The organism is Paenarthrobacter nitroguajacolicus, from assembly GCF_051027655.1.
Taxonomy (GTDB): domain Bacteria; phylum Actinomycetota; class Actinomycetes; order Actinomycetales; family Micrococcaceae; genus Arthrobacter; species Arthrobacter nitroguajacolicus.
Window position 1 is genome coordinate 1,085,851 of the sequence record NZ_CP073234.1, and the last position, 11,380, is coordinate 1,097,230.

The following is an 11,380-nucleotide window of genomic DNA, read 5'->3' on the forward strand; positions in this document are numbered from 1 at the left end:
CGCCGTGCCCTACTACTGCGCCTTCGGCGCTGTGCCTACTACTGCCTACTGCGCCTTCGGCACACGCCGGAGTACGACGGCGGCGAGCACTGCCGCACCAGCCATCAGTACCAGCCCAATCGCCGCAGTGATGTGGACGCCGGACTCGAAAGCTGTCCGGGCGGCGACCGTCAGCGCCTCTGACAATGGGGCCGGAAGGGCAGCCGCTGCATCAACCGCACCAGCAAGCGTTTCAGTGGACTTACCGGCCGCTTGCGTGGATACACCGTCCGGAATGACGAGGTTGTGCTGGTAGGAAGCAGTGAGGATCGAGCCAAGCACTGCCGTTCCCAAGAGCGACCCCAACTCATAGCCGGTCTCGGAAATGGCCGAGGCGGCGCCGGATTTGTCGGCCGGAACGGAGGCCAGGATGAGGTCGTTGGAGATGGTCTCCGCAGCACCGACACCTACTGCGAGTACGGTCAGAGCCGACAACAGGAACACGGGTCCGCTGCCATGGTCACCCACCACCACAATCAGGTATCCCACTCCGCTGAGAGTGAGTCCCGCAGCCACAACGAACCCAGGCTGTATGCGCTTGACCAGCGGCACCACCAGCAGGCCGGCGATGACCGTAGCCAGAAGAGCAGGAATCATTGCGATGCCGGCCTCCATTGGGGACTGGCCCTCAACAAGTTGCAGGTGCTGGGCGAAGAAGTAGATGAAGCCCGTCATGGAGAAGAGGGACAGGACGTTCGCCACGATTGCGGTACTGAACACCTTGTTCTTGAACAATGAGACGTCCAGCATGGGGCTCTCGATCCGCTGCTGGCGGCGGACGAAGATAATGCCCATCACCACGCCGAACCCCATGAAGGCAGCCGCGGACGCCCCGAAGCCGTGAACCGCGAATTCCTTGATGCCGTAAACGAACGGCGCCATGGTGACCACGGACAGGAGAATGCTGGGCACGTCCACCCGGCCGGGATTGGCGTCCTTCGATTCAGGAATCAAGACCCGGCCGAAAGCAAGTAGCGGCAGGAGCAGGAAAGCTGCCACCAGGAACACGGCACCCCACCAGAAGTGCTCCACCAACCAGCCACCGAAGATCGGGCCAAGGGCGGCACCACCGGAGAAACCGGCGGCCCAGACGGCGATCGCGAGCCGACGCCGGTTGGGATCGGTGAAGATGTTCCGGATCAGGGACAGGGTTGATGGCATCAGCATGGCGCCGAAGACGCCCAGGCCCGCGCGGCCGGCGATGAGCCATTCAGCGGAAGGCGCGAAGGCCGTAGCAGCCGAAACCGCTGCGAAGCCCGTGCTGCCGAGCAGGAGCAGCCGCCGTCGTCCGATCCTGTCGCCCAAGTTACCCATGGACACCAACAAGGCGGCGAGGACCAGCGGGTAGGCGTCAACAATCCACAGCAATTGGACGCCGCCCACGTCCAACGAACGGGCGATCTCGGGCAGTGCAAACGTGAGCGCGGTGTTGTCGACGGCCACCAGCAGCACCGGAAACATCAGGAGTGCCAGAGCCGTCCAGTCGCGCCACGGTGCTGCCTGACCCTTAACGGGCTGAGCGGAACGGGGTGCTTGGGTTGATGACGGCGAGAACATGTAACTCACTGTACCGTCCAGACGGTACAGTTTCAAATAGAAGCCCGTAAGCCTTTAGGGAATGATGGACACATGCCACGAAAACCAGTTGCCCGGGACGCCGTCCTGGATGCCTTTGAAGCCCTCCTTATCGAGGTAGGGGAGCGTGCCGCCACGCTCGACGCCGTTGCCAAGCGGGCAGGCGTGTCCAAGGGCGGTCTGCTCTACCACTTCCCGAATAAGGAAGCGCTGATCACGGCCCTGTTGGAGCGCCTGGACCTGCTCGCCGATGAAGATACCGAGCTGATGAAGGCTGCCCCCGATGGTTCGGCCGCCTACTTCATCCGCTCCTCGCTCTGGGCGGATACGCCCATGGACCGGGCCTTCGTCGCTGCCACAAGATTGGCCGAAGTTGCCCACGAGGAAACCCGCCGCAGATTTGCCGCGATCCAGCAACGGTGGCTGGACGTGCTGGCTGAGGACGTCGGGCCGGAGGTTGCCAAGGCCGTCAGCTACATGGGCGACGGCCTCTACTTCAACGCGATTTTTGAAGGCGGGCAGGAGGGCGGCAACGCCGGGCGGGAGGCCGACGTCGAAATTCTGTTGGGAGTCCTTGAACGGTTGCGGAAGTAGCGGGTCTTCCATTTGCTGCGGGGCGCGGGACGTAGGACAATTAACCCTCGTGGCGTGCCGTACGCGGTGACCACACACAACTGAACATGCCTTTTGATCTGCGGCGGGAGAGTCCTGCAAGCAAGTGATGCAGGCGCCGTAGGAGCAAACCCTCCCCAGGAATCTCTCAGGCCCACGCACCGCCGCGGCTAGGCAACTCTGGAAAGCAGCAGGCACTCAGCCCACCTTCGGGTCAAAGAGTGTTGTGCTCACCGACGGTGCAAGCGATGGTTGCTCAGGCAACGCGCGGAAACTCTCAGGTCCAATACAGAGCGGGGAGGAACCCAGCCGCTGTGGCGTACCCAAACGCTGCCCAAGTAATGGAGTTCCTTCGTGACGGTTAGTTCTGCCTCCACCACCTTCGTCGATCGGCATATCGGCGCCCGCCGCCAGGCCGACATTGAGACCATGCTCAAGTCCGTCGGCTACGACACTGTTGATTCGCTGGTCGACACCGCCGTCCCGAACGACATCCGCCAGGAAGTTGCCCTCACCCTGCAGAACGCGTTGAGTGAAGTTGAAGTCCTGGCCGAGCTGCGCAAGCTCGCGTCCAAGAACAAGACGGCCGTTCAGATGATCGGCCAGGGCTACTACGACACCGTGACGCCGCCCGTGATCCGTCGGAATATCCTCGAATCCCCGGCTTGGTATACGGCTTACACCCCTTACCAGCCGGAAATCTCGCAGGGCCGCCTCGAGGCGCTCCTGAACTTCCAGACCATGGTCCAGGACCTGGTTGGGCTGCCGATCGCCAACGCGTCCCTACTGGATGAAGCAACCGCAGTGGCCGAAGCCGTCCTCATGATGCGCCGAGCCAACAAGAACAAGGCTGTCCAGGATGGCAAGACCGTCCTCGACGCAGACTGCCTCCCGCAGACCATTGCCATCGTCAAGGGCCGTGCCGAGGCGCTCGGCTTCGAAGTCGAGGTCGCTGACCTTTCCTTGGGCCTCCCGGAAGGTGCCATCAACGGCGTCGTCCTCCAGCAGCCCGGCGTTTCCGGCCGCGTGTTCGATCACTCTGCCGTGATTGCGGACGCCAAGGAGCGAGGTGCTCTGGTTACCGTTGCTGCCGACCTCCTGTCCCTGACCCTCATCACCCCTCCAGGCGAGCAGGGCGCCGACATCGCCGTCGGTTCGGCACAGCGATTGGGCGTTCCGCTCTTCTTCGGTGGCCCGCACGCCGCCTACATGGCCGTCCAAAAGGGACTGGAGCGTTCCATGCCCGGCCGTTTGGTGGGCGTTTCCAAGGACGACGCCGGTATCCCCGCCTACCGCTTGGCGCTGCAGACCCGCGAGCAGCACATTCGCCGCGAGAAGGCCACGTCCAACATCTGTACAGCGCAAGCACTGCTGGCCATCGTGGCCTCGATGTACGCCGTTTACCACGGCCCTGAGGGCCTCAAGGCCATCGCCGAAACCGCCCATGGCCACGCCCGCACGCTTGCAGCGTCCCTGAAGGCTGCCGGCGTCGAGGTCCTCCACGGTTCCTTCTTCGACACCATCACCGTCCGCGTTCCCGGCAAGGCTGCTGAAATCGTCGCCGCTGCCGAGGCCAAGGGCATCAACCTCCGTGGCATCGACGCTGACACGGTTGGCATCTCTGTTGATGAAACCACTACTTCCGAGATTGTCGGTCGTCTCCTTGATGTCTTTGGCGCTCCTGTACTTGAGTCTGCTGAAGGCTTCGCGCTTGAGGCTTCCGTGGAACGTACGAGCGACTTTATGCAGCACCCGGTGTTCAACACCCACCGCTCAGAAACCCAGCTCCTCCGCTACATCCGTAAGCTCTCGGACCGCGACCTCGCGCTGGACCGCACCATGATCCCATTGGGTTCCTGCACCATGAAGCTGAACGCCACGGCCGAGATGGAGGCGATTTCCTGGCCGGAGTTCGCCTCGATCCACCCGTTCGCTCCGGATTCCCAGACTGAGGGCTGGCGCGAACTCATCACCGACCTCGAATCCCAGCTGACCGAGATCACCGGCTACGACCAAGTCTCCATCCAGCCGAATGCCGGTTCCCAGGGCGAGCTCGCAGGCTTGCTGGCGATCCGCGGCTACCACCTGTCGCGCGGCGACGAGCAGCGCAACGTCTGCCTGATCCCCGCATCGGCCCACGGCACCAACGCAGCCTCGGCAGTGCTGGCGGGCATGAAGGTCGTTGTGGTGGCCACGGCTCCCGATGGCACCATCGACCACGTAGACCTCAAAAACAAGATCGAGGCCCACCGCGACGCGCTCTCGGCCATCATGATCACCTACCCGTCCACTCACGGTGTGTACGACGCCGACGTCCGCGAAGTATGCGACGCCATCCACGAGGCCGGCGGCCAGGTGTACATCGACGGCGCCAACCTCAACGCCCTCGTCGGTCTCGCGCAGCCGGGCAAGTTCGGCGGCGACGTCTCCCACCTGAACCTGCACAAGACCTTCTGCATCCCCCACGGTGGCGGTGGACCCGGCGTTGGTCCGGTTGCTGCAAAGGCGCACCTCGCACCGTTCATGCCCGGCGACGCTGCATCATGGACCGAAGGCAACGACGTCCCGATCTCGGCGTCCCGCTTCGGTTCCGCCGGTGTCCTCCCGATCTCCTGGGCTTACGTGAAGCTCATGGGTGGCCAGGGCCTCACCGAAGCAACCAAGTCTGCTCTGCTGGCCGCGAACTACATCGCATCCCGCCTCAACGAGCACTTCCCGGTCCTCTACACCGGCGAGGGCGGACTCGTGGCTCACGAGTGCATCCTGGACCTCCGTGAACTGACGGCCAAGACCGGCGTCACCGCGGAGGACGTGGCCAAGCGCCTCATCGACTTCGGCTTCCACGCCCCCACCCTCGCGTTCCCGGTTGCCGGAACTTTGATGGTAGAGCCCACCGAGTCCGAAGACCTTGTGGAGATCGACCGCTTCATCGAAGCCATGATCACCATTCGCAAGGAAATCGACCAGGTAGCCAACGGCGACTTCGCCGTGGAGAACTCGCCGCTGCGCAAGGCACCCCACACGGCTGCCGCCGTCGTAAGTTCTGACTGGGACCGTGCGTACCCGCGCGAGCAGGCCGCCTTCCCGGTCCACCACCTCAAGCAGGACAAGTACTTCCCGCCCGTGGGCCGCATTGATGGCGCGGCCGGAGACCGTAACCTGGTGTGCTCCTGCCCGCCGATCGAAGACTTCGAAAACTAAGGACTGGTCATGACTGAGAACTACACAGCCCTTTACGAAGAGCACAAGAAGCTCGGCGCGTCCTTCACCGACTTCGGTGGTTGGCAAATGCCGCTCAAGTACTCGTCCGAGTTGGCAGAGCACCACGCCGTCCGCAAGTCCGCCGGACTGTTCGACCTCTCCCACATGGGTGAAGTCTGGGTCACCGGTCCCGAGGCAGCTGCCTTCCTGGACTACGCACTGGTGGGCAAGATCTCCGCTATGGCCGTCGGCAAGGCCAAGTACTCGCTGATCTGCCAGGAAGACGGCGGCATCATCGACGACCTCATCACCTACCGTCGGCCCTCTACCCAAGAAGGCACCGACAAATTCCTTGTGGTTCCGAACGCCGGCAACGCCAAGGTTGTTGCCGCTGCGCTGCTGGAGCGCGCGGCCGGTTTCGACGTGGTTGTTGAGGACGCTTCCTCTGAGACTTCGCTGATCGCTGTCCAAGGGCCGCTTGCTGAAGCGATCCTCCTCCGCCTGGTCCCGGCCGAACAGCACGCGCTGGTTACCGACCTCAAGTACTACGCGGCGGTTGAAGTTCCGTTCACGTTCGACGGCGGCACACAGGACCTGCTGCTGGCCCGCACCGGTTACACCGGTGAAGATGGCTTCGAAATTTTTGTGGCCAACGAGTCCGCAGCAGCTCTCTGGCAGGCAATCGCCGACGCAGCAGAAGATGGCGAGCTTACCCCCGCCGGCCTTGCTTGCCGCGACTCACTGCGCCTCGAAGCAGGCATGCCCCTCTACGGCAACGAGCTCTCCCGCGAAGGCAACCCCTTCGCAGCAGGACTCGGTCCCGTGGTGGCACTGTCCAAGGAAAGCGACTTCGTCGGCAAAGAGGCACTCGCTGCCCTCAAAACAGACGGTGCCGGTTCCACCAGCGGACGCAAGCTCGTGGGCCTTAAGGGCTTGGGCCGCAGGGCCGGACGCGGCCACTACCCGGTCCTCAAGGACGGCGCAACGGTCGGTGAAGTCACCTCCGGCCAGCCCAGCCCGACGCTTGGCTACCCGGTAGCGTTGGCGTATGTCGACGTCGAGCATTCAGAGCTTGGAACTGCCTTGGACATTGACCTGCGGGGCAAGCCGGAGCCCTTCGAAGTCGTCGCACTGCCGTTCTACAAGCGCCAAAGGTAAGCGGGGACCGTCCCGCCGGGTCGCCTTGGCCGTCGGGTCCGACCTCCTCTGCATGCTCGGTCGCATAGGCGCCCGCTGAGCGGACGCGAAGCTCCCTTAGACGCATGCTGCCGGAGGCCGGGCCCGATGGGGCTGAGCACCTCACCAGGGCGCGCGGCCGCTCTGGCGCCCCTCGAACCGCTAAGGTGCTGGGGGAGCGGCAACCTGCCGCATGAGTGCCTGTCCGCGCAGCCCACCAGCCATAGTTTTTGATCAACCACAGTAAGGAAACAGAATGCCCAAAGTAGCGCCCGAACTTCAGTACTCCGACGAACACGAGTGGGTTTCCCGCGGAGACGGGAACTCGGTGTCCGTTGGTATCTCCGAGGTTGCCACTGACGCACTGGGTGACATTGTGTACGTTGACCTTCCCGAGGTCGGTTCGACAGTTACTGCAGGCGAGACCTGCGGTGAGGTTGAGTCCACCAAGTCGGTTTCGGACCTGTACTCACCCGTTACCGGTGAGGTCACGGAGATCAACGACGCCGTTGTTTCCGACCCCGCCCTGATCAACAACGACCCCTACGGCGCCGGTTGGTTGTTCAAGGTTGCTGCCGAGTCCGAGGGCCCGCTGCTCTCGGCCGAGGAGTACGCCTCCAAGAATGGCGGAGACCTCTCCTAGTCCGCCGGGGTGGCCCGTCGGGGCCAACGTCCTCTGCGACCTCGATCGCTTGGGCGCCCGCTGGGCGGACGCGAAGCTCCCTTGGACGGTGGCTGCCGGACGCCGGTCCCAAGGGGCCAGTTGCAGGGCTCCCGTGAGGGAAGAGGAGTCCGTTTCGTGGGTTAGCTGCGGAATGTGCCGTGCGCACGGCATGTTCGGCAGCTAAACCCCGTATCGGAGGCCACGGATGTAGCGTGGGATTGTAGAACTGAATAAAATTGCGACGCCGGGTTGCCGCCTTTGGGGGCCATCCGGCGTCGTGCTTCGGTCGACCTCCGCTATAAGCAGGGGCGGCCCTCCGGCAGGACCATCTGCCGGACCGTTTTCAAGCTTTGTTAAGGAATCCCGACCATGGCTGTTGGCGTTTTCGATCTGTTTTCTGTGGGTATTGGCCCGTCGAGTTCTCATACTGTGGGGCCCATGCGTGCTGCTGCGGTGTTCGCTGGCGAACTCAAGGACGCCGGCGTCTTGGGCTCGGTGGCGTCGCTGCGGGTTGACCTCTATGGCTCATTGGCTGCCACCGGTCGTGGGCACGGCACCATGACGGCCACGCTGCTGGGCTTGGAGGGGTATCACCCTGAGCTGATCCTGCCCGAAGAGGTGGAGGAGCGGCTCGCGACGATCGCTGAGACAGGTGTCCTGAACCTGGCCGGCGCCTCCGGCGAAGGCGTGGAGCTGCCGTACGCGGTTGAGGACATGATCCTGCATCCGTTGACGGTGTTGCCGCGGCATACGAATGGGATGAAGTTTGCTGTCTCTGATGCTGGTGGGAATGTGCTGCGGGAGGCGACGTTCTTTTCGGTCGGTGGTGGGTTCATTGTCCGGGAGGGTGAGGAAGATGCGGCCCGGGAGGAACTCGAGGAGTCGAAAAAGGAGTTGCCGTTGCCGTTCAGGACGGCGGCGGAGTTGCTGGGCCGGTGCTCCTCCGAGGGCCTTGGGATCAGCGAGATCATGTTCATCAATGAGCGTGCGTCCCGGTCCGAGGAGGAGATCCGGGAGGGTTTGCTGCATATCTGGTCCGTGATGGAGGCCTGTGTTGAAACCAGTCTGAAGCGTGAGGGTGTGTTGCCCGGGGGTTTGAAGGTTCGTCGTCGTTCTCCTGATTGGTTGGAGCGGTTGCTGAAAGAGGACAAGGACCGGAACGATCCGAAGTATTGGCAGGAGTGGGTGAACCTGATCGCCCTGGCCGTCAATGAGGAGAACGCTTCTGGCGGCAGGGTGGTGACGGCGCCGACCAATGGTGCTGCGGGAATCATTCCGGCGGTGCTGTATTACGCGTTGAATTACGCGCCGGGCATGGACAAAGCTACGCAGGCCGATAAGGACGATGTGGTGGTGAAGTTCCTGCTCACTGCGGGTGCGGTGGGTGTGTTGTATAAGGAGCAGGCGTCCATTTCGGGGGCTGAGGTTGGTTGTCAGGGTGAGGTGGGTTCGGCGTCGTCGATGGCTGCTGCGGGGTTGGCTGAGGTGATGGGTGGTACGCCTGGTCAGGTGGAGAACGCGGCGGAGATCGCGATGGAACACAATCTGGGGTTGACGTGTGATCCGATCGGGGGGTTGGTGCAGATTCCGTGTATTGAGCGGAACGCGATTGCTGCGGCGAAGGCGATCAACGCGGCGAAGATGGCGTTGTGGGGTGATGGGACGCACCGGGTGTCGTTGGATGAGGTGATCGTGACCATGCGTGAGACGGGCAAGGACATGTCCTCCAAGTACAAGGAAACCGCGATGGGCGGCCTCGCCGTCAACGTCGTCGAATGCTGAGTCTGTAGGCTGAGATTTCAGATCATGTCTGGGGGGAATGCATGAATGATGAAGTAAATCCCTTAATTCCAACGGTGTGGGAGGCCGCAGTATTGGGAGTCGGAGCAGTGGCAGTTCTCTTGGTCATGGCTGCCCTGGTTCTGGTACTCAGCACGAAATCCTTCTCACCCGGAGTTCGGATTGCGTTAGTGGTGCTGGCGTTCGCAGCCCCTGCCGCTGGGCCGCTGGTGGGCATTGTGTTGGCACTCCTTGAGCGGCGAAAGGCCCGACGCCCTAATTCTGTCAGTCCCTGATGCCATGCTGTATCCATGAGCGGGGGATACAGCAGGGACTTTTTGCGGACACGGCTTGAACTGCCCAGTCCGTCGGCTATTACGACACTTTTGGACTACACCCACTTTTCTGTACGCTTCCGGGCTTCCCGGAAGCTCGCAGCGATTGTGGGTGTGAACATCAACGGCAAGGAACTGATACCCCTGGCCCGCGAGGGTTCATGGCATTTGGATGACAGGATCCCACGGGAGCAGCAGGCTGGCCCGGATCTGTACAAGAACAACGCCTTTGATCGCGGGCACTTGGTCCGGCGCTTGGATCCGGTGTGGGGCGACGCCGCAACAGCCAAAAAAGCCAACCAGGACACCTTTAGCTACGTCAACGCGGCACCACAGATTGATGACTTCAACCAAGGCAAAGAGCTCTGGGTAGGGCTCGAAGACCACGTTTTGGGCCACGCCGATGCGTATGAAGCAAAGCTGAGCGTGTTCACGGGGCCGGTGTTCCTCGATGACGATCCCGTATACAGGGGAGTTCAGATCCCTCGAAAGTTCTGGAAGATCGCGGCATGGACCAACGATGCCAAGCTGGCCGCCGTCGGCTTTGTCCTGGATCAGTCGCCGATGCTGGGCAAAGTGGAGCTAAAGAAGGCCATCAGCCAACGGCTCCTTGAAGGTGAACCACCGCCGCTTGGACCGTTCAGGACGTTCCAAGTACCTATTGGGCAGATCGCGGACCTTACCGGGCTCAGCCTCAGCAGGCTCATCGGCGCAGACCGACTTGTCAGTGGGCAGCGGGAATCCGGCATGGAACTCCGGGCCATCAGGCTGGAGAAGGCAGACCAGATTAGGCTCTAAGCCCCTGCTAAACCAGCAGAATCGGGGGATATCCACATACCCCGATAGACTTGGGGCTGCATGTCCGCATGCGCACTACGCTTTTGAACACCGCACCAAAACCCTGAGATTGGACACGGCCACCTTGCGAGAATTTACCGCCCGCTTTGCCACCGCCGAGGAAATCGATAACTGGGACAAGCACGTCACGGCGAATCCGAACGGCGGCAACATGCTGCAGTCGGACGCCTACGCGGCAGTCAAGGACGGTAACGGCTGGTTGGTCCGCCGGCTCGTCATCGAGACCCAGGACTACAGCAGCTACAACCTGCTCCTGGAGAAGAAGTTCCCTGTGATGGGTCGGCTTTGGTACCTCATCAAGGGACCGGACGTCCCGGATGTCAGCGACATCCAGCCCGCCCTGAAAGCAGTAGCCGCCCTGGCCCGTGAGAAGAAGATGAACGTCTTCACCGTCAAGATCGAGCCTGACATTGTTGACTCGGCTGAGGCCGTGGCAGAACTTCAAGCTGCTGGTTTGGTGAAAGCTCCCAACATCCAGTCCAATGACTCCACGGCGTTGCTGGACATTGCAGCGCCCGCTAATGAAGTCTTGCGCAGCATTTCTTCACGTGCCCGCAACGCAGTTCGCAGGGCTGAACGTGAGGGTTGCGAGGTGGTTCAGGCCGAGCCGGGTGAAGACAGCTACCGCAAGCTCTACGCCCTCATGCAGAACACCGTGAACGCCAAGGGTGCCATGCCGCTGCGGAGCTACGAGTACTATTCCAAATTCTGGGAAGAGTTCTGCAGCCGCGGCCAGGGACACTTCTTCTTCATCCACGAAGACGGTGCACCAAGTGTCGGTGCTTTCGTCATCAACTACGGATCCAAAGCTACGTACAAGGACGGCGGCTCCACCCAGAACCGCAAACAGTACGGTGATTCCCATCTGGCCCAGTGGGCGGCGATCCAGCGCATGCAGGAACTCGGATGCGTAGAGTACGACTTCTGCGGCACGCCCCCCGCAGCAAGGATCAAGGACAAGACCCACCCCCTGTACGGCATGGGATTGTTCAAGACGAGCTTCACCAAGACCGTAACGGACTTTGTGGGTTGCTATGACCTTGTCCTGGGACCTGTCCGCCACAAGCTGTGGCTCAAGGGTGCGGAACGCATCTTCCGTCGACTCGAAACCATGCGTACCGGTGGCCAGTTCTACTGACGG

General features: G+C 62.1%; 9 protein-coding genes and 1 riboswitch. Of the genes, 8 read left to right on the forward strand and 1 reads right to left on the reverse strand.

Translation table 11 applies throughout. From position 1 onward, the window contains the following. Positions 1-45: 45 nt before the first annotated feature. Positions 46-1,596 (reverse strand): MFS transporter, encoded by a 1,551-nt coding sequence (locus KCX59_RS05525; RefSeq protein ID WP_179019979.1) that lies wholly within the window; start codon positions 1,594-1,596, stop codon positions 46-48. Between the two features lie 72 nt (positions 1,597-1,668). Between KCX59_RS05525 and KCX59_RS05530 the strand changes: the two genes are divergently transcribed. From KCX59_RS05530 to KCX59_RS05565, 8 genes are all read left to right on the forward strand, one after another. Continuing rightward, entirely contained in the window at positions 1,669-2,208 is a 540-nt protein-coding gene (locus tag KCX59_RS05530; protein ID WP_026542543.1) for a TetR/AcrR family transcriptional regulator, read from the forward strand. A gap of 94 nt (positions 2,209-2,302) precedes the next feature. Continuing rightward, a riboswitch (glycine riboswitch) is annotated at positions 2,303-2,400 on the forward strand. A gap of 180 nt (positions 2,401-2,580) precedes the next feature. Beyond that, the gene (gcvP, locus tag KCX59_RS05535; RefSeq protein WP_179019981.1) at positions 2,581-5,427 is read left to right on the forward strand and encodes an aminomethyl-transferring glycine dehydrogenase; all 2,847 of its coding nucleotides are present in this window, start codon (positions 2,581-2,583) and stop codon (positions 5,425-5,427) included. A 9-nt stretch (positions 5,428-5,436) separates the two neighbouring features. After that, complete coding sequence (gcvT, locus tag KCX59_RS05540) at positions 5,437-6,585, forward strand: glycine cleavage system aminomethyltransferase GcvT (RefSeq protein WP_179019983.1); 1,149 nt, start codon at positions 5,437-5,439, stop codon at positions 6,583-6,585. Between the two features lie 274 nt (positions 6,586-6,859). Further along, on the forward strand, positions 6,860-7,246 hold the full coding sequence (gcvH, locus tag KCX59_RS05545; RefSeq protein ID WP_090820475.1) for a glycine cleavage system protein GcvH: 387 nt from the start codon (positions 6,860-6,862) through the stop codon (positions 7,244-7,246). A 390-nt stretch (positions 7,247-7,636) separates the two neighbouring features. Beyond that, positions 7,637-9,049: an L-serine ammonia-lyase gene (locus tag KCX59_RS05550; protein ID WP_434122632.1), complete on the forward strand. Its 1,413-nt coding sequence runs from the start codon at positions 7,637-7,639 to the stop codon at positions 9,047-9,049. A 41-nt stretch (positions 9,050-9,090) separates the two neighbouring features. Continuing rightward, entirely contained in the window at positions 9,091-9,342 is a 252-nt protein-coding gene (locus tag KCX59_RS05555; RefSeq protein WP_179018114.1) for a hypothetical protein, read from the forward strand. Positions 9,343-9,357: 15 nt separating this feature from the next. Next, complete coding sequence (locus KCX59_RS05560; RefSeq protein WP_179018115.1) at positions 9,358-10,179, forward strand: DNA/RNA non-specific endonuclease; 822 nt, start codon at positions 9,358-9,360, stop codon at positions 10,177-10,179. A 109-nt stretch (positions 10,180-10,288) separates the two neighbouring features. Continuing rightward, complete coding sequence (locus tag KCX59_RS05565; RefSeq protein WP_179018116.1) at positions 10,289-11,377, forward strand: lipid II:glycine glycyltransferase FemX; 1,089 nt, start codon at positions 10,289-10,291, stop codon at positions 11,375-11,377. The last annotated feature ends 3 nt before the right edge of the window (positions 11,378-11,380 follow it).

Bases quoted from the DNA above. Each gene is read 5' to 3' on its own strand.
- KCX59_RS05560 (WP_179018115.1), top strand. From the start codon at position 9,358: ATGAGCGGGGGATACAGCAGGGACTTTTTGCGGACACGGCTTGAACTG.
- KCX59_RS05530 (WP_026542543.1), top strand. From the start codon at position 1,669: ATGCCACGAAAACCAGTTGCCCGGGACGCCGTCCTGGATGCCTTTGAA.
- KCX59_RS05555 (WP_179018114.1), top strand. From the start codon at position 9,091: ATGAATGATGAAGTAAATCCCTTAATTCCAACGGTGTGGGAGGCCGCA.
- gcvT (WP_179019983.1), top strand. From the start codon at position 5,437: ATGACTGAGAACTACACAGCCCTTTACGAAGAGCACAAGAAGCTCGGC.
- gcvH (WP_090820475.1), top strand. From the start codon at position 6,860: ATGCCCAAAGTAGCGCCCGAACTTCAGTACTCCGACGAACACGAGTGG.
- KCX59_RS05525 (WP_179019979.1), bottom strand. From the start codon at position 1,596: ATGTTCTCGCCGTCATCAACCCAAGCACCCCGTTCCGCTCAGCCCGTT.
- KCX59_RS05550 (WP_434122632.1), top strand. From the start codon at position 7,637: ATGGCTGTTGGCGTTTTCGATCTGTTTTCTGTGGGTATTGGCCCGTCG.